Origin of the sequence: Paenibacillus fonticola DSM 21315, from assembly GCF_000381905.1 — a bacterium.
GTDB classification, from domain to species: Bacteria; Bacillota; Bacilli; order Paenibacillales; family Paenibacillaceae; genus Fontibacillus; species Fontibacillus fonticola.
In genome coordinates this window covers 106,228-128,922 of record NZ_KB907253.1, presented here as the reverse complement: position 1 = coordinate 128,922, position 22,695 = coordinate 106,228, and the positions used below count along the sequence as shown (strand labels likewise).

General features: G+C 48.2%; 19 protein-coding genes. 9 read left to right on the top strand and 10 right to left on the bottom strand.

All coding sequences use genetic code 11. The annotated features are described in order from the left end of the window. Nucleotides 1-66: 66 nt before the first annotated feature. The 6 genes from G358_RS0111060 to G358_RS31675 form a co-directional block, all read right to left on the bottom strand. Nucleotides 67-879: an alpha/beta hydrolase gene (locus G358_RS0111060; protein WP_019637284.1), complete on the bottom strand. Its 813-nt coding sequence runs from the start codon at nucleotides 877-879 to the stop codon at nucleotides 67-69. 82 nt (nucleotides 880-961) lie between these two features. After that, nucleotides 962-2,431, bottom strand: a complete 1,470-nt coding sequence (gtfA, locus tag G358_RS0111055; protein WP_019637283.1) for a sucrose phosphorylase — start codon at nucleotides 2,429-2,431, stop codon at nucleotides 962-964. A gap of 11 nt (nucleotides 2,432-2,442) precedes the next feature. After that, the gene (locus G358_RS0111050) at nucleotides 2,443-3,402 is read right to left on the bottom strand and encodes a carbohydrate kinase family protein (protein WP_019637282.1); all 960 of its coding nucleotides are present in this window, start codon (nucleotides 3,400-3,402) and stop codon (nucleotides 2,443-2,445) included. Between the two features lie 17 nt (nucleotides 3,403-3,419). After that, entirely contained in the window at nucleotides 3,420-4,385 is a 966-nt protein-coding gene (locus tag G358_RS0111045; RefSeq protein ID WP_019637281.1) for an alpha/beta hydrolase, read from the bottom strand. Nucleotides 4,386-4,472: 87 nt separating this feature from the next. After that, entirely contained in the window at nucleotides 4,473-5,471 is a 999-nt protein-coding gene (locus tag G358_RS0111040; protein ID WP_019637280.1) for a LacI family DNA-binding transcriptional regulator, read from the bottom strand. A 335-nt stretch (nucleotides 5,472-5,806) separates the two neighbouring features. Continuing rightward, on the bottom strand, nucleotides 5,807-8,575 hold the full coding sequence (locus tag G358_RS31675; RefSeq protein ID WP_019637279.1) for a sensor domain-containing protein: 2,769 nt from the start codon (nucleotides 8,573-8,575) through the stop codon (nucleotides 5,807-5,809). Nucleotides 8,576-8,873: 298 nt separating this feature from the next. Between G358_RS31675 and G358_RS0111030 the strand changes: the two genes are divergently transcribed. Further along, nucleotides 8,874-9,158, top strand: a complete 285-nt coding sequence (locus G358_RS0111030; RefSeq protein ID WP_019637278.1) for an ArsR/SmtB family transcription factor — start codon at nucleotides 8,874-8,876, stop codon at nucleotides 9,156-9,158. Between the two features lie 3 nt (nucleotides 9,159-9,161). Beyond that, nucleotides 9,162-10,820: an FAD-dependent oxidoreductase gene (locus G358_RS0111025; RefSeq protein WP_019637277.1), complete on the top strand. Its 1,659-nt coding sequence runs from the start codon at nucleotides 9,162-9,164 to the stop codon at nucleotides 10,818-10,820. 134 nt (nucleotides 10,821-10,954) lie between these two features. On the opposite strand, the gene G358_RS0111020 is transcribed toward G358_RS0111025, so the two are convergent. Then, nucleotides 10,955-11,785, bottom strand: a complete 831-nt coding sequence (locus tag G358_RS0111020; protein ID WP_019637276.1) for a formate/nitrite transporter family protein — start codon at nucleotides 11,783-11,785, stop codon at nucleotides 10,955-10,957. Nucleotides 11,786-12,022: 237 nt separating this feature from the next. Here G358_RS0111020 and G358_RS33445 point away from each other — a divergent pair, with 237 nt between their 5' ends. Together G358_RS33445 and G358_RS29965 are read left to right on the top strand one after the other, a co-directional pair. Next, entirely contained in the window at nucleotides 12,023-12,175 is a 153-nt protein-coding gene (locus G358_RS33445; RefSeq protein ID WP_019637275.1) for a hypothetical protein, read from the top strand. Nucleotides 12,176-12,357: 182 nt separating this feature from the next. Beyond that, nucleotides 12,358-13,200: a hypothetical protein gene (locus G358_RS29965; RefSeq protein WP_019637274.1), complete on the top strand. Its 843-nt coding sequence runs from the start codon at nucleotides 12,358-12,360 to the stop codon at nucleotides 13,198-13,200. 168 nt (nucleotides 13,201-13,368) lie between these two features. Here the strand turns inward: G358_RS29965 and G358_RS0111005 are convergent, their stop codons facing one another. Continuing rightward, nucleotides 13,369-13,563 carry a DUF4177 domain-containing protein gene (locus tag G358_RS0111005; RefSeq protein WP_019637273.1) on the bottom strand — a complete coding sequence of 65 codons (195 nt, stop codon included), beginning with the start codon at nucleotides 13,561-13,563 and terminating at the stop codon, nucleotides 13,369-13,371. A gap of 406 nt (nucleotides 13,564-13,969) precedes the next feature. Between G358_RS0111005 and G358_RS0111000 the strand changes: the two genes are divergently transcribed. From G358_RS0111000 to G358_RS0110985, 4 genes are all read left to right on the top strand, one after another. Further along, a complete protein-coding gene (locus tag G358_RS0111000; RefSeq protein WP_019637272.1) occupies nucleotides 13,970-15,712 on the top strand; it encodes a putative bifunctional diguanylate cyclase/phosphodiesterase in 1,743 nt (580 codons plus the stop codon). A 233-nt stretch (nucleotides 15,713-15,945) separates the two neighbouring features. Then, a complete protein-coding gene (locus G358_RS0110995) occupies nucleotides 15,946-17,334 on the top strand; it encodes an efflux RND transporter periplasmic adaptor subunit (protein WP_019637271.1) in 1,389 nt (462 codons plus the stop codon). Then, nucleotides 17,334-18,044: an ABC transporter ATP-binding protein gene (locus G358_RS0110990; RefSeq protein ID WP_019637270.1), complete on the top strand. Its 711-nt coding sequence runs from the start codon at nucleotides 17,334-17,336 to the stop codon at nucleotides 18,042-18,044. The genes G358_RS0110995 and G358_RS0110990 overlap by 1 nt, the downstream gene beginning before the upstream one ends. After that, nucleotides 18,041-19,213: an ABC transporter permease gene (locus G358_RS0110985; protein ID WP_019637269.1), complete on the top strand. Its 1,173-nt coding sequence runs from the start codon at nucleotides 18,041-18,043 to the stop codon at nucleotides 19,211-19,213. The genes G358_RS0110990 and G358_RS0110985 overlap by 4 nt, the downstream gene beginning before the upstream one ends. A 15-nt stretch (nucleotides 19,214-19,228) precedes the next feature. Here the strand turns inward: G358_RS0110985 and G358_RS0110980 are convergent, their stop codons facing one another. Beyond that, nucleotides 19,229-20,227 carry a glycosyltransferase gene (locus G358_RS0110980; RefSeq protein WP_019637268.1) on the bottom strand — a complete coding sequence of 333 codons (999 nt, stop codon included), beginning with the start codon at nucleotides 20,225-20,227 and terminating at the stop codon, nucleotides 19,229-19,231. 331 nt (nucleotides 20,228-20,558) lie between these two features. After that, nucleotides 20,559-21,662: a phosphotransferase gene (locus G358_RS0110975; protein WP_084662774.1), complete on the bottom strand. Its 1,104-nt coding sequence runs from the start codon at nucleotides 21,660-21,662 to the stop codon at nucleotides 20,559-20,561. Nucleotides 21,663-21,908: 246 nt separating this feature from the next. Here G358_RS0110975 and G358_RS31670 point away from each other — a divergent pair, with 246 nt between their 5' ends. Further along, the gene (locus tag G358_RS31670) at nucleotides 21,909-22,589 is read left to right on the top strand and encodes a GNAT family N-acetyltransferase (RefSeq protein ID WP_019637266.1); all 681 of its coding nucleotides are present in this window, start codon (nucleotides 21,909-21,911) and stop codon (nucleotides 22,587-22,589) included. Nucleotides 22,590-22,695: the final 106 nt, after the last annotated feature.

The window sequence follows — 22,695 nt, the reverse complement described above, 5'->3', positions numbered from 1 at the left end:
CATAGTAAAAAAACCCTACAAGAACGAAACGCTCTGTAGGGCAGCATTACATAAAGATAGGCTGATCTAAGCTGTTTGGTCATTCCCCAGAGCCCATTCTATGGCATGCACGATATATTCACTCCAAAAATCCCAGGTGTGGGCGCCGGCGCTCTCCACATAAGTGAGCGGAGCACCCTCCCGAACCAAGAAATCGCGGAATTGCTGGTTTACATCCAGTAAGAAGTCTTCGTTACCACAGGCCATATAGATCAGAGGAATAGGCGCACCTGATTCCTTCAAGCGTCTAACAAGCGCTTCCGGATCTTTATCGCTTCCGAGGAGATGCTCCAAATTGCCGAATACCCGCGTGAAATATTTATAGTCTCCAACACCATCACTGAAACTAGGAGCTGCGTTAGCAATTTTGTAAGGAAGAATCGCCGATGACAGCGCAATGATTCGACCGAACTGGCTTGCATATTTCAATCCGTTGCGGATGGCTCCGTAGCCGCCCATAGACAATCCACCGATGAAAGTGTCTTCCCGTTCGGCGGAAAGCGGAAACAACGTTCGCGTGAACTCTACCAGTTCCTTGCCTATGAATTCACCATAAAGCGCCCCCATATCCTGGTCATCCACATAGAAGTGATTTTCCCCGGAAGGCATGATGACGGCGATTTTATGTTGATCCGAAAGCTCGCGAATCCTCGAAAAGCTTAACCAGTCTCCGTAACTGCCGGAATACCCGTGAAGCAGATATAACGTTTTGAGCGGCTTGATCTCGTTCTCCTCTTCGGTTTGCCCGGGAATGACCGGGGAATCTAACGGCAATAGAGCGTTAAATGTTACTTCTCTACGCAGACACTTCGAGAAAAAGTTAACTTGTAAAGTTGCCAATTTGCTAACGCCTCCTTACTCCAAGTAGATGAATATCAGAAAATAAGTTCTCTAATATTAGCTCAAACACGAATACATGAACTCAGATAACATACTCTACTGTATTGTCCAAGTCATCAACGTATTCGATCACAGACCGGTAGCTTTTCAGCTGCACCGTCAGCTTGCAGCTTTTCTGCTCCTTCTGCCAGTAGAGGCGAATCTCATCATCCGGCGAATCCAGCACGCTGAACTCCCCGTTGAACGCATCATACGAATTGCGGAAACGAATGAGCTTCAACAGCCGCTGTACGACATCTTTTTCCAAAGCCTGCTCGATTTCCTCAACGCTATAATTGTGACGATTGATTTCGCGCCCTTCACCGGTCTCTTGAACCCGCTCCATATCGTTTTCACCAGCCAGTAATCCGACATAATAAACCTGAGGAATTCCCGGTGCAAAAAATTGGATCGCCCTAGCCGCCATATAGGCGTCATCATTACAGTTAAGGACACTATAATAGGTGCAGCGAATTTGATGGACGTCAAATCCATCCTCTGCCTTATGCTCATCCGACAGAATCAGGCTTAAATTAGAGCCTCTCTCCAGGCAGACGTCAACAAGCTTTCTTGCTTCTTTGGTGTCGATGAGGTCATCCATGTCCGGTTTGACCGGAATGCCGTCGTGACAGTCCAGCATCGTGAACTGCTTGTGCGGCCGGATTTTCAAATATTGGCCCAACTCTGCGCCCGACCGGTTAATCAATGCTTCCAGAACCCGATAAGGCAAAATGAAGTCATAGATCCAGCAGCCATGCTCCGCAAGCTTGAATTGCGTGCTGTAATGCGCATGCACTTCCGGCAGCAGTTCGATGTTATACGAGTCAGCGAGGACCTTCACCCAATCAAGGAATTGATAAATTTCCGGCTCGACGAAAAAACAGCTCGTTCCCAGCTTCTTGATCACATATCCGACGGCGTCCAGCCTTACAATTTTAACATTCTGCTTTTTAAAGTTTTCAAAGAAGGCCTCAAAAAGCTGCCGGGTCTGCGGCGAATGAATATCGAGATCGACCTGCTCCGAAGGATCCGTCTTGCCAAACGTCGTCCATACCTTCTCTTCCTTCGCGCTATCGCCTATGTTGAATGTCGAGTAAGGCAGCGGCCTGCGCAGGAACATCTTATCGATGTCATCCTGAACCGGTTCACCGTCCTCCCAAATCTTATCCAGCGTTAGAAATAGGTCAGCATACTCGGAATCTCGCCCCTTGGCTAGAAAATCTTGAAAATACGGGGACTGTCTGGATATGTGGTTAACCATCAAATCGAGCAAAACATCGAATTTTTCCCCAATCTCCCGAATCTCGTCCCACGTGCCAAAGCTCGGCTCGATTTCCAGATAGGTCAATGGGGCAAAGCCCCGGTCCCCAGAGGAAGGAAACGGAGGAAGAATATGAATTCCGCCCTCGAAAATATCCTCAAAGTGTTTTGTTAACATATGATTCAGCGTCTTCAAATCTCCGCCCATGGAATCGGGATACGTGATGAGTTGCACCTTATTTTTTATTGTCATTCCCAAGCCTCCTATAAACCATATTGTTCTTTAATAACCTCAAGTTTCGGCAAGTGCACTACTGCCCCCGTATATCTCAACTTATACGCACTTACAGCAAATCCAAGGTAAAGCGCCTCCCTGATCGTATCACCCTTGATCAAAGCGGCATAAAAACCAGACCAAAATGCATCTCCAGCCCCTGTCGTGTCTACAACTTCGGTAGCTAAAGAGTCAAATGCAATCGTCTCTTTACCATTGGAAACGATGGCCCCATCCTTGCCCAAAGTCATAATCACCAGCTTGGCCCCCAGCTCCAGAAATTTCTCCAATTGCTTGGCAGGCTCATCTTTGCCAAACAAGCGTTCCGCATCGTCCTCCGACGGCTTGATGACATCCACCTTGGAAATGATCGATTTGACGTATTGAATTCCATCTTCGCCCCGCTGCCAAATCATCGGATGATAATTCGGATCAAAGCCAATGAACAGACCTTGAGAGCGGGCCTCTTCGAGCACTTTTTCCAGTGTGTGACGCGCCGGAGTTCGGGAAATAGGCCAGCAAGAAAAATGAACTATTTTGGAATGTTGAATCCTTTGCTTTAGCGACTCGTCATAAGTTATTTGATAATCTGCATCGCGATAAAAAATGGGTATCGGGGTCGTTTTGCTTTTCGTAACCACCACCATACTCGTGGAAGCATCTAGTCTCTGTATGCCATTTGTGTCCATTCCTTCTTGTTGCAATCGTCGCAGCAGGAATGTTCCAAATCCATCATTTCCTACCGCGGAGACGATTTCGGAACGAATACCCAACCGATTGACATTCATCGCGATGTTGGAGGGAGCTCCTCCGGAAAACTTGGTATATCCATCGCATTCGAATCTGCCATCATCGTATTCATTGGAAATCATATCAATAAGCAATTCCCCTACCGCTAGTAAATCATTGGGTTTATCTCCGAGCGGAATGATATCGTCTAATTCAAACATGCGTTTCCCTCCGATATTTATAATGAACTTAAGGGAAAAGATGATTTGGTGGCGTTAAATGCCCTAGCCAGTGCCTGAATATACCCATCTTTTGTACGCCTGCTGATTTCCGCGTCCGGAACTGTATATTCGAAGGCATGATAGCCTCCTGGATAGAGTTGAAATTCCACATCAATGCCAGCTTGGGCTAGCCGTGCGACATATTGGATCGTCTCGTCACGAAATGGATCTAGCTGCCCTACGCACGTATAGGTCGGAGGCAAGCCTTCGAAGCTTGTCGCCCAAAACGGGGCGGCATACGGCGATATTTTCTCCTCATCTTTTTCCTCATCACCAAGATACATTTTCCATGCTTCCAAATTATTGTGTCTATTCCACACAGCAGGATGGGTAATCTCATAACTCGAAGGCGTCTCGTTGCGATGGTCTATCATCGGGTATAGCGGCATTTGGAAGCAAATTGCCGGACCTCCTTTATCACGTGCCATTAGGGTTAATGCCGCCGTCAAGCCCCCACCAGCACTAGCACCGGCGACCGCGATCCGGGAGGTGTCGATGCTCAATTCTTCTGCTGCTTGAACCATCCAGACCAATGTCGCATAACAATCATTGATTCCCGCCGGAAATGGATGCTCCGGGGCAAGCCGATAATCCGGGCATACCACGACACAACCGGTCTTCTCTGCAAAGCTGATACATATGATGTCATCTATATCCGGATGCCCCATGACATATCCGCCGCCATGAAGCCAGAGAAGTGCAGGCAATTTCTCGCTAGTTCTCTGAATCGGCTCATATATATTCACAAGCATTTCCTGATGATCCGCCCCGGATATCCAACGTTTCTCAATGCGAACATGCTCGGATTGTACGGGCTTCAGAGGTTGTTCTCTCATCGTTTGCAAACCTTCAGGCAGCCTGAAAACAGGAACACTTTCCAAGCCCGCCCGCAACTCCGGAGCCACTCTGCTTACAAATCCCATATTCCCATTCCTCCCAATTCACATATAAAAACCCGACAGTTACGGCCGTAAAAATACTCTTCACTCTTCAACCTTTGTAATTCTGCCTCAGTTACTTAACGTCGTCTCTCTTTCAATCAAAGAAACCGGAAACTTATTCATTTGCGGTACGACTTCTCCGTTAATCTGCTTAACGATCAAATCAATACTGCATTCGCTCATTTCCCGGATAGGCTGCCTGATCGTACTAAGTCGCGGTGATACTAACGAAGCTACCTTTACATCATCGTATCCAATGATTTTTATTTCGTCTGGAACGCTCCTTTTTAATCGATGGCAGGCTTGAAGCACCTCGGCGGCAACAAAATCACTGCTGGCAAATATACCATCTACTTCTGGATATTGCTGCAAAAAACGAACGATTTCATTCTCGTGTTCGGAATCCTCCTCTCCATTAGCCTCCAATTGAAAAAGAATAGGCTTTGTCCCAGCCATAAGAAATTCTTCTTCAAATCCTTTCGCTCTGGCGGAAGCCAATAAAGCCTGATGATGCGGCCCGTCAATTCCTCGACAAAGATAGGCTGGATTTTGGCAGCCATTGCCCAGAAGCAGTCTTGCCGCTAGTTTTCCGCCCATGAAGTTATCAGAGGTTACAATGGGAATGTCATCAGCGATGGTGCGGTCAAACGAAATAATCGGCAAGTTCAGATTCAAATAATGCTGGACGTCCAACACCGCGCTTCCCATAATAATGGCATCCACTTGGTTCTTCTTCAGCATATCAATATATTGACGTTCTTTAGCTACATTGCGATTGGAGTTGCACAGTAACAACTTGTAGCCCTGTTGATCAGCATAATACTCAAGATGATAGGTCAATTCGCTAAAAAAGGGATGCGATACGTCAGGAATAATAAGTCCAATCATATTCGATTTTCTTCTGAACAAGGCCCGAGCCATTTCATTGGGTTGATAATTAAGCTCCTTAATAGCCTGATTTACTTTATCTCTTGTTTTTTGGCTAATATATCCCCGATTATTGAGCACCCGGGAAACCGTCGTGACGGAAACTCCTGCCTTTTTAGCCACATCTTCAATTTTAGGCATGCAATGACCACCTTTTGTTTCAAAAACCTTTTAAATTGTATCCTTTTCCTTGACCCATCCCTTTGGCCCGCACAACATAACGAGTAATAGCATCATTGTTTTGATGAATGCGCATTCACTATCAATTCATTTTTATGATAAACGATTGACATACTGTATGTCAACCGGTTGTCATATAGGTCTTCCGCTAACCCAAACCATCTCTGAAGATCAAAGGGCTGTCCAGAAAGTTAGTTTTTACTGACTCTCTGAACAGCCCCTCTTTGGATCGTTTTTTTAGTGTCCACTATTAGAGGACTTGACCATCTGCCCTCTTTTTTATAGCAAAATACGAACTAAGCCAAATTCACATCATACACTTTATTGCCTTGGATGAGCGATAATGCTTCTGCCTCTGGCAAAGGCCTGCTTATGTAAAATCCTTGGATATGATCGTACTTGGACTGTTTGACGTATTGCAGCTGCTTCACGGTTTCAACACCTTCGGCAACGACGTTCAGCCCCATCCTCCGGCCGAGCATCACCATCACCCGGGCAAGCGAACGATCATCTCCCTGATCCGATATTTGCGTAATATATGTCCGGTCAACCTTCAGCGTAGTCAACGGCATTTGCTGTAAATAGCTAAGAGAGGAATAGCCGGTTCCAAAATCGTCCAAGGCGATATGAATCCCCGCGGATTGCAGCTGCTCCAGCTTAAAGATCAGCATGGAAAGCGATTCCATAGAAGCGGATTCCGTAATCTCCAGCTCCAAATGCTCGGGGAGCAGCCCTGTTTCCTCTAAAGTACGAAGCACCATGTTCACAAAGTTATCCTGAGCCAGCTGTACGATAGATATATTTACTGCCACACGCAGCTTGCCGTACATTTCAGACTGCAGCTTTGCCGCAAATTTGCACGCCTCGGCCAGCACCCACTCGCCAATAGGAACGATTAACCGGCTATTCTCGGCAATGCGAATGAACGTGCGAGGCGGGAGAAAGCCCAGAACCGGGCTATTCCAGCGAATTAATGCTTCAAAGCCGACAATTCGGCCGGTCCGCAGACTGATTTTAGGCTGGTAATGCAAAATAAACTCCTCATTCTCAATGCCGCGGCCAAGCTGCATTTCCAGCTCAACCCGCTCGTTGAACGTCTGAAGAAACGCCGGATCAAAGCGGACATATTTCCCCTTCCCCGCTTCCTTGGCGTTATACATGGCAACATCCGCATTCCGCAGTATTTCTTCTGTATTGCTGCCATCCTTCGGATAGTATGAAATACCGATGCTCACCGAAACTTGCAAATCGCTCTCATTGATCCTAAACGGCTCTTTGAAGCCGGCGATCACTCTTTGGGCCGTTACTGCCGCTTCCTCTTCGTGCTGTATATCTTGCATAAAAATAACAAACTCATCGCCGCCGAGCCTAAACAACATGCCATCGTCTCCAATCAGTTTGGAGAGCCTTGTGCTGGCTTCAATCAGCAGCAGGTCACCGAATTTGTGCCCCATTGTGTCATTGACGTACTTAAAATTATCGGTGTCGACAAAAAATATCGCTGCCTTTCCAGCCGATTTGGAAAAATAAGCATCCAATTCCTTCAGCATATATAAGCGGTTTGGCAGTCCGCATAAAGTATCATAATAAGCAAGGTGATGCAATCTTTGCTGGGACATCTTCAGTTCCTGAATATCTTCTACAGAGCCAGCCATCCGATAAGCTTGTCCTTCGCTATCAAACAGCACCTTTCCCCGGGTTAGAAACCAACGGTACTCCCCGCTCTTTAAGCGCAGGCGATGCTCGCACTCAAACAGCTCGACCTGCCCCTCTGTAGCTGCCCTCATCGCTTCCTGCAAAGCGCTGACATCTTCTGGATGCACCAAATCGTCCAAAATATCACTGGGCACATGATCATCCTTCGAATAGCCCAGCAATTCGAACCAGCGTGGAGAATAGAACTTTCTATTCCGGATCAGATCAATTTCCCATATCCCGCTGTTGGAAGCTTCAATGACCAGCCGGTGCTGCTCTTCGTTGCGCTGAAGCATCTCCTGATTCTCAACCAATTTATCGTAATTATCCAGCAATTGCTCTTGGGTTCTCTGCAGTTCCGCACATGTCTTTTCAAGCTCCCGGCAGCTTTCTTCCAGCTTCAGCTCATACTGTTTCCGCTCTGTAACATCGATCATCGAGCCGGCAAAGCGCACGACGCGGCCCTCACCGTTTCTTTGCGTGATCCCCCTGGCCTGCATCCACAAATATTCGCCGTTCTTCTTCCTGATCCGGTATTCACTTTCGTACACCGGCGTGTATCCGTTTAAATAGGCCTGCCGGGCATACGAGGTGGCCTGCCAATCGTCAGGATGAATGATTCTTTGAAGCCCAGCCAAGCTCTGTTCTATTTCCGACCGCTCATAGCCTAGCAGATCATACAGCCGGTCCGACACGAAATATTCACCTGTTGCCGGATCTGTATCCCAAATTACCGCTCCGGAGCCACGGGTGGCTAAGCGGAATCGCTCTTCGCTGACTCTCAGCTTTTCCTGGTTAACAACAAGTTCGTCAAACTGCCGCTGCATTTCTTCTTGGGCAGCTGCCAACTGCTGATAAGTGGCCTCCAGCTCCTGATAACTGCCCTGCAGCTTATCCTGGGACATTTTGCGCTCATGAATATCAAGACCGATCAACACAATACGCTCCGGCTCCAAGGAGCCGGAGTATTCTCCAATCGCAGATGTCTTGAACAAAAAGGTCCTCGCCTTCTCCAACCCGTGGATCGTCAGCAGAACTTCTTTATTATTTACAAACTTCATGGCCAGCGCATCATCCAATAAAGATACGATTTCTGGATAGCAACTTTGAATCTCGGCAATTTCATCATACTTGCGGTCTGTCAGCTCGCTCTCCTTTACTCCTGTCAACCTTTCGGCATAGCTGTTGAAACGCAGGGTCGACTTCTCTCTATTCACGGACCAGATAAATAAATTCGTGTGGTCCAGCACATTCTTGAAAAATGTCTCCTCAGACATCAGGGCAGTTCTCAAGCGGTAAGAATACACCAGCATAACGATACTGCCTAGTATAGCTGTTCCGAGCAAAATCATGATCAATATTTCTTGCACCCGGGCTCCTCCTTCATACGGACAAAGTAGCGATGACTAATTAAGAAAAGGAAGGTTATTAGATAGAAGCGTCGTATAGTGGCTAATTTAGTTCAATTCCGGCTATCCCCTATATTGTTTAATATTAACATATGGTTCGCGGAACAAGCAGGTTTTTTTACCTATCCTTTTCTCTAGTCCCTGTGCTCATAATCACTTGACTTGCAGACCATATTGTAATATCGTAATATTACGATACTATGATATTATGATGTTATTGTGAGACATAATTTTATGATGACTTTTGAGGGAGGAGCTTATGGACAATAACTTCAACGCTTATGAAGAAGCTGCTGAGATGCTCAAAGCGCTCGCCCATCCGGTTCGCCTTTGCATCGTCCGCGGACTGCTGAAGAATGGCCCCTGCAACGTTTCCTACATGCAGGAATGCCTGGAAATTCCGCAATCGACCGTTTCCCAGCATCTGCAAAAGCTTAGGAGCAGCGGGATCGTCAAAGCACAAAGGCAGCGCCACGAAATTTATTACACGATTGAGAACGAAACGGTCAGAAGGATAGTTCAGACCCTATTCGAGGAGGAATAACGGATGAAGAGAAAAGTATTGATTGTTGGCGGCGTGGCCGGCGGAGCCTCCGCGGCGGCCCGGCTTCGCCGGCTGGACGAGGACGCGCATATCGTGCTGTTCGAGCGCGATCCGTATATTTCTTTTGCCAACTGCGGATTGCCGTATTATATCGGGGACACCATTAAGGAGCGTTCCAAGCTGATCGTTCAAACTCCGGAAGCGATGCGCCAGCGGTTTAATATTGACGTGCGCACGGGCAATGAGGTGCTGTCTCTCGATCCCGCTGCCCGGACGCTTCGTGTTCGCAGTATCGAGCGCGGTGAGTATGAAGAATCTTATGATTCGGTTATATTGTCGCCGGGAGCCAAGCCGGTCCGGCCTGCGCTGCCAGGCATCGATCATCCGCAAATTTTTACACTGCGCAACATTCCGGATACCGACCGAATCAAAGAACAGGTTACGGAAGCAGGGCGCCGCTCGGCTGTCGTCATTGGCGGCGGATTCATCGGTGTGGAAATGGCGGAAAATTTAAAGGAAATCGGCCTGGAGGTTACCCTTATCGAGGCCGGTCCGCAAATTTTAGCTCCTTTCGACATTGAAATGGCCAATCGATTGGCCAAGGAGATGGAGCAGCACGGCGTTCGGCTTCGCCTGGGCGACAGCGTAGCTTCTTTTGAGGATGCGGATGGAGCGGTGAAGGTTCTGCTGGCAAGCGGCGCCGAAATTCAAGCCGACATCGTCATTCTGTCTATTGGCGTTGCGCCAGATACAGGTTTCCTTAAATCGAGCGGCATCGCGCTCGGATCCAAAGGGCATATTCTGGTCAACGCTCATATGGAAACTAGCCTGGACAACGTTTACGCTGTCGGTGACGCTGTAGAGACAACTGACTTCATCAGCGGAACACCTGCGGCTGTGCCTTTGGCCGGTCCTGCCAACAAACAGGGCAGAATTGCCGCGGATAACGTATGCGGACTAGCAACAGCTTATGATGGAGCGCAAGGAACTTCTATCATTAAAGTGTTCGGCCTGACGGGAGCGGCAACAGGCCATAACGAGAAGACGCTGCAGCGCCTTGGCACGCCGTATCATGCAATATTTGTGCACCCAAGCTCGCACGCCACCTACTATCCCGGAGCTTCGCCAATTACGATTAAGCTGTTATTCAGCCCGGATGGAGCTGTGCTCGGCGCCCAGGCCGTTGGACAGAGCGGGGTAGACAAACGGCTGGACGTGCTTGCTTCTGCAATTCGCTTCAAGGGAAGCGTTGCGGATTTGACCGAGCTGGAGCTGACCTATGCGCCTCCGTATTCCTCAGCGAAAGATCCGGTCAATATGGCTGGATACGCGGCTGAAAATGTGCTTACCGGCAAAACTCATGTATTTTTACCAAGGGAGCTTGAGGACCGGGTACAAAACAACACCCTGCTTGTTGATGTCAGAACAGCGACAGAGCATGCGCGGGGACATATCCCCGGCTCCATCAACATCCCTGTCGATGAGCTGCGCGACCGGCTGAATGAGCTCGATGCGGATAAAGAAATTTGGCTTTATTGCCAGGTCGGTCTGCGCGGATATACCGCTGCTCGCATCTTGAACCAAAATGGATTCCGCACCCGCAACCTGACCGGCGGCTATGTCACCTATCAGATGAGTACGTATAAACCCGCACAGAAATAAAAAACGTCTGAAGACGTATAAATTCGACAATTTTAACAACAGGGCTGTCCCAAGCAGTTCAAACTGCTTTGGAGACAGCCCCTCCTTTTTCATCGAAACATAATCCTAAAAGACAGTTGTCATTTTTTCCGGCATTATTTTTTGTTGCTATGACTCCCCCTGCTCTCCAGCAAATCGCGATTCTCCTCCGCATCCAAGTAAGGCTTGTTCACAAAATAATACATCACGGCCATGAACACGATACCACCGATGAGATTGCCGATCGTTACCGGAACTAAATTGTGCAGAACACCGGCAAACGAAATCGTACCGGACTGGTTCAACACGAGAGCAATCGCAAAAGTACACATGTTGGCGATGCTGTGCTCATAACCGGAAATAAAGAAGCAGAACACGAACAGCATCATTGCGAACATTTTGGCTCCGTCGCCCTTTAATGACATCGGGATAAAAAAAGCAAGACAGACGAGCCAGTTACATAAAATAGCCCGGAAAAACAATTCGGACGTAGATGTCGTCATCTTGCTCTCCACAACATTTAACAGAAAGCTGTTCACAGACGAATCGGTAAACAGCCCCGTCAGGAAAATAAGCAGGGCAAACGCAGCCGCGCCCATAATGTTCCCGATATAGCTGCACACCCACAATTTGATCGTATCGATCCACTTCAGCCGTTTTCTCAAGGCCGCATAGGAGTAATAGAACGTATTGCCTGTAAAAAGGTCTCCGCCCCCATAAGCGATCAGTATAATGGCCGCCCCAAACGTAATTGCTGCCATCGGATATGTTAGAGGTGAAGACTGCATATAAAAAAAGTTGCCGGTCTTAAACGCAACAATGACCCCGAATCCGATAAACATACTGGCGAGCATGGACCTGGAGATGTAACGAATCAGACTCTGTTTGAAAATTCCGTACTTTTTGAGCGCCAGCTCCTCCACTTTATATAACGATTCTGTTTCCATAGCGCCTCCCGAAAAATGATCTCTACTCATTGTCCATATATCCCGGTCCTTGTCAAGGTAATGTCTGGGATGAACTACCACGGTATAACAACATATCCTCGGTTGGTTATTTACTTTTCCGCTTGAATTGTGCATAATGAGACTATAACATATGATAATGATTATCATTATTGCTTTATCGATGTGTCGTTTTATGATTAAATTCCGATTTACGTTAACATAAGGAGAGTAGAAATTATGAATATGTCTGCACGCAAAGCGGCCCTGCAAGTCGACGATTACTTGGATCTGCTGAACCTGGCTGGACGTTTAGGTGATTTGAAATGGCAGAAGGAAATTTTACGCAAGCTTGAATATATGCAAAATAGAGTGACGGAGCTGAACCGTTAAATTCATTGACATTAAACGCCATTTATGTGTATATTGGACAAAAGCAATCGTTAATAAACAGCTTACGATGGAAGCACCCGTAAGAATAGGCGCCAGGCCTATCTTGCAGGTGCTTTTTTTTCGTTGGCCGATGATTTGGCATCGTGACGTTTGCTTATAAACGAAAAAGGAGATGTGTGATTATGAAATTTCGCAGTGTGAGAATTCGCCGTTGGAGCATCATACTTGCCGCCGTAGTATTTATGCAGTGCATTATAGCTTCCCTTCCTTCCCTGCCCACTGTCAAGGCAGCTGCGCTGGAATTCACGGACTCACTGAAAGCTTCTTTGGAGAAGACGGCGGAAGCGGCCAAAGGCAGCGCCGGAACTGCGCTGATTAAGCAGTATAACAACCTGGCAGTCTTGCACAAAAAAATGGAGGCACAGGATACGAAGACAACGAGCCTGCGGCACAGCAACGAAGCCCGACTCAGCACTGTCCGTAAACAAATCAACAGCCTCGATGCCGACAAAATCCTTAAATTGGACAACCAGGCCAAGTCTGCTCGAAGCAAACTTCAGCCCTTGCTCGATATGCATAGTTCCTTGAATAAGCAGGCTGCCGCTGTCAAATCCATGAAGGACAAAACCCTTTACAAGACGCTGAAGCAGCAGGCCGACGCGATGAAGCCAGCCATCGATCTTGCCCGTCTTCATATCCGCAATAGAGAAGCCGAGCTGAAGACGGCCAAAAACGAGAAGACAAAAAAAGCGAAGGAAATCCGTACTATTTTGGCGGAGATCGACGCGGTCAAAATTAAACTTAAGACTGAACGAAGTGCTATCAGTACCAAGAACAAAAACCTGTCCACCGAATGGAAAAACTTTAAGGCAGCCCTAAAAAATAAAGATGCCGGCAGAGCCTCGGATACGCTCAATCGGCTGATCAACCTGTCCAATCAATTGCTTGCCCATAAACAGAACATGTACAACCTGGAAACTAAAATATCAGACATTATTAAACGAGCGGCAGCCCGATTGCCATAGCTGATCAATGGCTTTTGCCGCAAATTCAATTTTTAGTTCAACATCCTTTTTATTGTATAATTAATCTATAGATTTGATGTAAGTGAGATCTGCTGAACGTTGGAATATGAAGATTTAAAGGGGATCTGTTACTTACTACGATTTGGGCAGCCCGCGCTTAATTAATAATTATTGAACTGGCCTTTCAAAAATCAATTCATAATAGGTTCCCGCAGCAACACCTGAAGTTATAAAGTCAGGAGAGAAAATTTGTACAAATCTCCAGCCTTCTTTAGCATAGCTTTGAATCACTTCCCGGTAATCTTCGATAGGTTTACCAGATATTCTTTTGAATTCTATTTTTACAAATTTATATTCATACATAGCAGTTTCCCCTTTCTACTTTTATATAACTATATTACCTACAATAGGATGTGATTTACAAATAATCAGAGCAGATCGACCTCCCATTAGGGGCGAAAAAGGAGCGCAAACTTCGGCAACAAACAGAAAATCCCTCTCACCGAATGTTCCCGAGCTTATAATCAGGACATCGTGAAGAGGGATTTCCGATATTCAGCGGATATCGTAGGACATCCTCAACCGTTTTATGATAAATTATCATTATAAGTCAGAAATTTCGACACAAAACTTCATATTTCCTGAATTTCTTGCACATAACGCATTGATTTCCTGTACCGTCCGCAATATGATATTTTTAAGACATACTCCAATATACATACACCATAAGTCCTATATTATTGACGGTTCTTTTGAGGGGGCTATTATATTGAGTAACTCCGGTATCGAATCCATTATCGATTCGGCTACACTGCTGCGATCTATTGATAAAATGGGGATTGGACTTGCGATCTCCGACCCTAATCTGGAGGATAATCCTCTGGTGTACGTGAATCAGGGTTTTGAACAAATTACCGGATATAGCCGCGAAGAGGTGCTCATGCGGAACTGCCGGTTCCTCCAAGGGGAGGAGACGGACGCTGCTCATTTGGAAGTGATTCGCCAGGCGATTAAAGATGGCCGAACCGATACCGTTACGATTAAAAATTACAAAAAAGATGGAAGTACGTTCTGGAACCAGTTTATTATTTGTCCTGTTACGAGTTTAGAGGGGAAACCAACTTATTTTATCGGACTGCAATTTGATGTTACAAAAGAGATGGAAGAACGGGGAGCATCGGAAGAGAGAATCAAGCTGCTGTCCAATTTCGATCCTCTTACCGGGCTTCTGAACAACAACGGGTTTCGGGAAGCGATGAAGAAACAGTTTCAGGCGCCGGAGATGGAGACACACACAGCTGCTGTCATCCGCTTGAATCTGAATCGGTTCCGTTATATTAACGAGAGCTACGGAGAAAGCATTGGTAATGAATTGCTGAAGGAAGTGGCCGTAAGGCTCAAGGGCACGCTGGCACCCGACACGCCAATTTGCCGCAGCTTTGCAGATGATTTCATCGTTCTGCTATCCAGTATTGCTGACCCGCTTCAGGTTCACGCTATCGCGAACGAACTTAGCGACACCTTGCGGAAGCCCTACATTTTATCCGGCGAGGAAATAACGCTGGGATTCGCGATGGGTATCAGTCTCTATCCTGACGACAGCCTGGATTCAGCCCTCCTGCTTAAGCATGCCGAGCTGGCGATGAAGGAAGCCAAGATAGAGGTGCTGAATGGCCCGCACTATTTTGATTACTATTTGCTGGACAAGCTGCTTGAACGGGTAAATATTGAGAAAAAGCTTCCTCGGGCCCTTGCAGACGGAGAATTCGAGCTTCATTACCAGCCGAAAATCGACGCAGCTACCCGGACTCTTACCGGATTAGAGGCGCTCATTCGTTGGAATGATCCCGAACTGGGCCGCATCTCTCCCGCATCGTTCATCCCGATTGCCGAGGATACCGGATTTATCGTTCAACTGGGGGAATGGGTGTTATGGGAAGCCTGCCGGACGAATAAAAAGTGGCAGGATGCCGGTTATCCGAAGCTGCCCGTCTCGGTGAATGTGTCCGCCGTGCAGTTCAGGCATCCACATTTTGTGCATATGGTGAGAAACGTGTTGGAGCAGACCGAACTCGCGCCCGAATATTTGGAGCTGGAAGTGACGGAGTCCCTTCTCAACAACCCTGTCATGATTAAGGAAAAGCTCAATTCCTTAAAAAAGCGGGGTATCAGCCTGTCTTTGGACGATTTTGGCACAGGGTATTCCTCCATCTATTATTTAAAAACGCTGCCGCTGCAGGTGCTGAAAATTGACAGAACCTTTATCCAGGAGACGCCTTCTTCGGAGCGGGACAGCTCGCTGCTGCGCTCGATTATCGAGCTCGGCAAATCGCTGGGGATGACCGTACTGGCCGAAGGCGTGGAAACGGAAGAACAGTTTAACTTTCTGCAGGAAATCGGCTGCGATCAAATTCAAGGCTTTTATTACAGCCGGCCGCTGGACGAACAGTCTATCGAACGGCTGCTGATGTCCGTCGACAACAACAATACGATCGATAAACAGGCATTTTAACATACACAGCTTATTACGTGCGGAAATGGCTTATTGTAGAGCGGGTACTTCCCTTGCTCGCTGCAATAAGCCTTTTTTGTATGGAAAATCCCCTCTTATCCCCCCCTGCACCCCTCTGTCGCTTCGAGCAAGACTTTCAGCAATCTTTCAGTTTGATTTAAGGTCCGTTTCATAAACTCAACTTAAACTGAAGTTACGATACACCCATTTTATAAGAAAGTTGGAATGACTGGATGAAGAAAAAATGGCTATGGCTAATAGCGGCGGCTGGAATTCTGCTTATAATCGCCTTCCTTCTTTACATATTTGCAGCAAGAAATCAACAAGGAGAGCCGCCTGCCGTAGAGCAAAATACGGCTCAAGCAACCAAAGGGGACATCGTCGTCAGCGTTTCCGGCGCAGGCAGCGTAATTGCCACGGAAAGCGAAGCGGTACGAACAAAAGAGGAAGGCGTTGTCGATGAGGTCAAGGTTGAGGTTGGCAGTATCGTAAAAAAAGGACAAGTCTTGCTCACCTTTGAAGCAAATGACCTGAGCCACAGCATTTCTGCCAAAGAATCGTCGCTCGAACTGGAGCAGCTTAATTTAAATGAATTACAAGAGAAATATAAGCGGGAGGTTCATGAAGGGGCGAGTGAGGAGTCTCTTGCCTCCACCAAGCTGTCCATCACTAAGCAGGAGAAGAATATTCAGACGATCAAAGATGATATAGCCTCGCTGAAAGAAGATATGATTGCTCCTGACCCGCTGCTCGCCCCCATCGGCGGCACAATTACTACGGTGAATATCTCACCGGGCGAACGCGCTAAAGAGGGGAATGAACTCTTCACCATCATCGATTATGAACAGCTTAGCACTACGGTCAGCGTCGACGAATTGGACATCGCTCAAGTTCAGACAGGAATGAGAGCAGAAGTAACGCTGGATGCCATAGCTAATCAAACCTTCGCTGGCAGTGTTACCGGCATAGCGAACGAGGGCCAAGCCTCCAACGGAGTAGCTTTGTTTGACGTAACGGTCAAGCTGGACAATCCCGCAGGAATCCGAGTAGGGATGTCGGCGGAAGTTACGATTATTCTCGACGAAAAAGCTGGCGTGCTTACCCTCCCTATTGAAGCAGTCCGGCAGATTGGCGGAGACTATATGGTCATACTTCCGTCCGAAGCACCCGCCGATATACAACAGCCTGATATGCCAATGCCGGCCTCGGGCCGTCAAAACCGCGCGAATTCCGCCGGAGGGGCCATGCAAAAGGTGGAAGTGGGCGTTCACGATGAAACGAGGATCGAAATTATAAGCGGCCTGAATGAGGGGGATGAAGTCGTTGTTCCTACTGTTCGTGGAGCCACCTCCCAGGGCGGCGAAGGCGAGCAGCGTATGATGCCTGGCATCGGCATGCCTGGCGGTAGCGTTATGCCCGGAGGCAGCGCTCCTAGCGGTGCTGGCATGCGCGGTGGTGCTGGCATCTCCGGCGGCGCTGTATCCGGCGGAGGGATGTCCGGTAGTGGCGGTGGCATCCCTGGGGGCGGCACATCCGGTGGTGGCGTATCCGGGGGCGCTGCATCCGGCGGTGGCACGTCTGGCGGTGGAGGCATGTCTCGCGGAGGGGGTGGCGGCTTCTGATGACGATAACCGCACGATTACAGCAACCCTTGATCCAGGTCGAGAATCTCGGTCATGGATATTGGATGGCCGGAGAAATGGTACCTGTATTACGGAATATTTCCCTTAACATTTATCATGGAGAATTCGTTGCTATTATTGGACCTTCCGGCTCCGGCAAAACGACCTTGATGAATATGCTCGGCTGTCTTGATATCGCCAATGAAGGAAGCTACCGGCTTGACGGGTTGGATATCCGCAAGCTTTCCGATAATAAACTGGCCCAAATTCGCAATGAGAAGATCGGCTTCATATTTCAGCAATATAATCTGCTGCCGAAATTATCGGCATTTGAAAATGTTGAGCTGCCCCTCATTTATCGCAATATGGCCCACAAGGAACGGAAAAGGGCCGCCGAAAATTCCCTGCGAATGGTCGGCCTGGCAGATCGGATGCACAATCGTCCCTCTGCCCTATCAGGCGGCCAGCAGCAGCGCGTTGCCATTGCCCGGGCGATTGCCGGCGACCCGCCCATGCTTCTGGCCGATGAGCCGACAGGGGCGCTCGACAGCAAGACAGGCGCCGAGGTCATGATAAAAATGCAAGAGCTCAATCAGCTGGGCCATACGATCATTATTATTACGCATGACCTCACAATTGCCGAGCAGGCCAAACGAATTATCCGAATCATGGATGGTGAAATTGTCGAGGATCGGGGGAGTGGAATTTGAACATTTATCAAAGCATGAAAATGGCCTTAAAAAGCATCGTCGGCAATAAAGTCCGCTCCTTCCTGACCATGCTGGGAATCATTATCGGGGTCTCTTCCGTAATCACCCTTGTATCCGTAGGACAAGGCACCACTTCTTCCATTACCGAGCAGCTGCAAGGCCTGGGAACCGATTTGTTAACGGTTAACATTATGGGACGCGGCGCCACAACCTCACTCTCTTATGATGAGGTCATGGAGATAAATGACCTTCCGGGGGTAAAAGCAGTTTCACCGGTCATTTCCGGCAATGCTACAGTCAAGCAGGGGACCGTCAACGATTCCTATTCTATAGAAGGCATCACACCGGCCTATGAAGACGTCAAAGATTTTCACGTCCAGTCTGGCCGCTACCTGCTGGATATCGATAATGAATACCGCATGAAAGTAGCACTCATCGGCAGCGAGGTGGCCGCCGACTTTTTTGGCAGCAGCAATCCGGTGGGCGAAACCCTCCAAATGAACGGCGTAAGCTTTAAAATCGTCGGACTGCTTGAGACGCTCGGCACCAGTGCGACAGGTTCAAATGACGATAAAATCCTCATTCCGATCTCGACGGCGGAGCGATTTTTGCAAAGCCGGGGAATTCGCTCTATCACAGTACAAGCAGACACTACGGATTTAGTGAAAAGCACGCAAGAGCGGCTAGAAGCATGGCTGGACGGCAAATTTCTGTCCGCGGACAACTCATACACCATTTTTAACGCTCAAGAAATGATGGATACATTGAACTCGACCACGCAAATGCTTTCGCTTGCTTTAGGAGGGATCGCCGGTATTTCTCTGCTCGTCGGCGGGATCGGCATCATGAATATTATGCTCGTATCCGTCAGTGAAAGAACACGGGAAATCGGCGTACGCAAAGCGATCGGTGCTAAGAAAAGAGATATTTTGCTCCAATTTATTATTGAATCAACTACACTTAGCGGTTTCGGAGGTATTCTTGGCATCGCTCTCGGTTATGGAGCCAGCGCCTTAATAGCCAATGTGTCCACTTTGAATACCGAAGTATCGATGTCGATTGTCGTTATTTCGTTCAGCTTCTCTTTGTTCATTGGCATCGCTTTTGGGGTCATTCCGGCAAACCAGGCTGCCAAGCTGCGCCCTATTTACGCCTTACGTACCGATTAACATGCTGCGGTTCGGTTATTTCAACCATTGATCAAAAAACTTGCGATAACCGTCCTTCATGACGGTGCTTGAAAATTTCGCAAACGCATACTCCCGGTTGTCCGGGGAGAAAGACATGGGCGAGGCCGCAGCCATATTGACCAGCTCGAACCAATTCAGCTCGTTCCCCGCAAAGGCATGCCGAGAGCTGATATGGTCATAGCACGGATGCTCCGGCTTCACGACGATTTTGCCCATCGCGAGCGCTTCCGTCAGCGGCATGGCAAACGTGTCGAACCGGGAGCTGCTCCAGTATACTTTAGCTGAATTCATCAATTCAAATACTTCAGCCTGGGTTAGAGCAAACTGCAGCTTAACGTTAACCGGGACATCGTATTTCTTCATACTCTCCCGGTAACGCTCTCCCCCGAATACCATATACACTTCCTTATCCGGGTTGCGCCGCGCATACTCAAGCACGAGATCCGGGCGGCGATTCGCTTCATCCCGGCCAATCCACAGTACCCGGTTTTGCACGATGGCCTCTGGATCAAAATACTGATGTGCCAGCTCCTCGCTAAAGCCGATTGGTATGACGTCCACATCGGTGACTCCAAAGACGCTGTTAAGCTGCCGCCGCAAAAACTCGGTCTGCACAACGGCCTTGTCCACAATGCTGTAAAACGGCTTCATCATTTCATATCCCGTCAGCGCCGGGTCTGGAAAACTGTGAGGGAACAACACACTGTTCTTAATAAACATCTTTAAAAAAGTGAACCCTGATACGGTATAGATTACATGCTCAATCTGCTGGGCAGCAATTTGATCGAGCACGATATCATAATTGACGAGATCGCCTTTTTCATGTTCAAAGCCTGGAATCCAGTCATGTCCGCTAACATGGCGCTCCGGTGAAATGAAGACGATCTCGACCCCGAGCTCGGCAGCAATAGCCCGCAGTCTCTCTGCGAACACACGCGGCCCCTGGGCTTCGGCAAACTGAATTTTACGCATAACCAGACCAACTTTTTTCACTGAAATGACCGCCCTTTCTGTCTAATCTATGTATTCTGTACTACTCATATATTCCTGTACTATTACTGTACTCCCTCTTCTTACTCTGCAGCCTTGCTTTGTCCCAGCAAGCGGTTAAGCCTGCCGCCGCTTCAGCTCCCTATCCAGCAAGCAGTCAAGCCTAACGCCGCTTCAGTTCCCTATCCAGCAAGCAGCCAAGCCCGACGCCGCTTCAGTTCCCTATCCAGCAAGCAGCCAAGCCCGACGCCGCTTTAGCTCCCTGTCCAGCAAGCAGTCAAGCCTGTCGCCGCTTTAGCTCCCTGTCCAGCAAGCAGTCAAGCCTGTCGCCGCTTTAGCTCCCTGTCCAGCAAGCAGTCAAGCCCGCCACCGCTTCAGCTCTCTGGGCCAGAAGCAGTTCCCTTGGCCATAGGCCGTTTCCATCTTTCGGCTTCAAATCACTAGCGATTAGCATCAGCATCCATAGCGAAAAGATAGCGGCAAACAGGCTGTAATCTGCAATGAAATCCTCTGCTGACCACACTTTGCCGTAATGAGCAGACTGCTGCAAATAATGCTGCAGTATTCGCTCTCTTTGCAGCGAGGTCACCTGCTTTGGAAAGTGCGGATGGGACATGTCGATTAAATAGTATAGATCCCAGAACGGCAAATTCGCATGAGCGTGCTCCCAGTCCAAAATATACAGCCTGCGGCTTTGCTCGCCGTCTTTTTCCCCGTTTAACTTCACAGCATAATTGCCCAAATGCAGATCACCATGCGACATGACCTTTTCATATTGGGCAAATAGACGGGGGCCGGCCGGATAAGCTTCCTTTCCGGTTCTTAAATGGTCTTCGCCCGTGTTCCCGGTGCTCTCGGCAGCCCTCGTTGCAGCATTTAAAATATCAGCCGCGATCGTCCTCGGCAGTCCGCTCTCCTCCAAAGCAGCCGCCGCCGCTGCTTCCCGTTCATACAAATCAGCTATGATCTGCTGGATATCCGGCTTTTGCCCCTCCTCCGGCACCCTTTCCCAATGCGTTAGCGGAAAAGAGTGCCACCAGGCCATTTGTTCCGCGACTAGCAGCGCATGCTCCAGCTTATAGGAATGGCCTAACGCCCCAATGTCTTCGAACACAGTCCAGCCCCCATCCCCTTGGCCAGGAGCTGAGCGCTCCAGCAGCCGCGGATAGATCGGGGGAAAAGCTGAAAGGATATGCTCGTACACCCAAGACTCGCGATCCTCGTTTCCCTGATGAGTAACCGGCTTGAACACATAGCTCCGCTCCGGAGATATGTAGAAACGCTCTACATATTTTCCATTCATGCCCTGATACAGTTTCTCTCTTCGCCATATGTAGCGATCATCCAATTCACCGCTGGGAGAAATGCATCTGCGAATATCGTTAATTTCATCGTAAGTATCATCGTTAGTTTCACTTATATAATTAGTTCTGTTCATATGATTATCGCGCATATCGTTCATCATAGGACCTTTCGGGTTCAGGTTATTATTGTAAGGGTACCTAACGAGGGGATAAATTGTCAAACCGCTGCTTCATATAAATGGCAGCAAATCGATTCGTTCGTCCAGCGAAACGTTTTAGTGAAATATCAGTAATAATATACAGGACATGAAAACTAGGACTTTATAGGACTTAAGATGAAGTGAAACTTTAGAACAATAATGTAATCAAGGAGGATCAACATGTTTGATCGCTTCCCCGTTCTGTCCACCGAACGGCTTCAATTGCGGGAAGTGACGCTGCAGGACATGGACGCGGCCACAGAGTTGTACGGAGCACCCATGTTGATGAAAGAATACCAGGGCCAGCGTGGGGATATCGGCTTACCGCGTAAACCAGCGGCATTTCCAGATCATCACAGTTTCCCTGGACATTTGGAGCAGATCGGCGTACTCGGAAACCCAGAATCCCGCAATCCAAAGATTCCGAAACGCGATACGGCTGCTTACCGGATTCAGGAATGGTTTGTAACCCCTTATCAGGAACAGAAGGGAATCCGATTCGGTATTTACTTGAATAACAGCAATCGGCTGATCGGTTCCTGTGGTTTTCACCGCTGGAACAAAGCGCATTACAAGGCGGAGCTTGTCTACGAGCTTCATCCTCAATTCCATAGACGCGGGGTTATTAAAGAAGCGTTAACCGCACTCCTTAAGTTCGGCTTTGAGTCCATGGATTTGAACCGGATCGAAGCCCGAATAGAGAGCACCAATCGGGCAGCTCAGCGGACTTTATTCTCGTTAGGTTTCCAGCATGAAGGAACCGAGCGGCAAGCCGAATACAGCGATGGTGAATTTATAGATATCCTCTTCTTCAGCCGATTAAAAAACGATGGTCCGCCCGCCGTGCATATTGTCAAATAGCTGTCTATTACCGTCCATTAACGTCCATTACCATTCATAACTGTACTTCCATACGCTCAACATAAACAAGGCTGCCCCGTTAGGAGCAGCCTTGTTTTTACGCTTA

What these genes read in the sequence shown, in the direction of transcription:
- G358_RS0111050 (WP_019637282.1), bottom strand. Translation starts at nt 3,402, where the DNA reads ATGTTTGAATTAGACGATATCATTCCGCTCGGAGATAAACCCAATGAT.
- G358_RS0110990 (WP_019637270.1), top strand. Translation starts at nt 17,334, where the DNA reads ATGACGATAACCGCACGATTACAGCAACCCTTGATCCAGGTCGAGAAT.
- G358_RS0111005 (WP_019637273.1), bottom strand. Translation starts at nt 13,563, where the DNA reads ATGTATGAATATAAATTTGTAAAAATAGAATTCAAAAGAATATCTGGT.
- G358_RS0111025 (WP_019637277.1), top strand. Translation starts at nt 9,162, where the DNA reads ATGAAGAGAAAAGTATTGATTGTTGGCGGCGTGGCCGGCGGAGCCTCC.
- G358_RS0110995 (WP_019637271.1), top strand. Translation starts at nt 15,946, where the DNA reads ATGAAGAAAAAATGGCTATGGCTAATAGCGGCGGCTGGAATTCTGCTT.
- G358_RS0111020 (WP_019637276.1), bottom strand. Translation starts at nt 11,785, where the DNA reads ATGGAAACAGAATCGTTATATAAAGTGGAGGAGCTGGCGCTCAAAAAG.
- G358_RS0111030 (WP_019637278.1), top strand. Translation starts at nt 8,874, where the DNA reads ATGGACAATAACTTCAACGCTTATGAAGAAGCTGCTGAGATGCTCAAA.
- G358_RS33445 (WP_019637275.1), top strand. Translation starts at nt 12,023, where the DNA reads ATGAATATGTCTGCACGCAAAGCGGCCCTGCAAGTCGACGATTACTTG.
- G358_RS0110975 (WP_084662774.1), bottom strand. Translation starts at nt 21,662, where the DNA reads ATGAACAGAACTAATTATATAAGTGAAACTAACGATGATACTTACGAT.
- gtfA (WP_019637283.1), bottom strand. Translation starts at nt 2,431, where the DNA reads ATGACAATAAAAAATAAGGTGCAACTCATCACGTATCCCGATTCCATG.
- G358_RS31670 (WP_019637266.1), top strand. Translation starts at nt 21,909, where the DNA reads ATGTTTGATCGCTTCCCCGTTCTGTCCACCGAACGGCTTCAATTGCGG.
- G358_RS29965 (WP_019637274.1), top strand. Translation starts at nt 12,358, where the DNA reads ATGAAATTTCGCAGTGTGAGAATTCGCCGTTGGAGCATCATACTTGCC.
- G358_RS0111040 (WP_019637280.1), bottom strand. Translation starts at nt 5,471, where the DNA reads ATGCCTAAAATTGAAGATGTGGCTAAAAAGGCAGGAGTTTCCGTCACG.
- G358_RS0111045 (WP_019637281.1), bottom strand. Translation starts at nt 4,385, where the DNA reads ATGGGATTTGTAAGCAGAGTGGCTCCGGAGTTGCGGGCGGGCTTGGAA.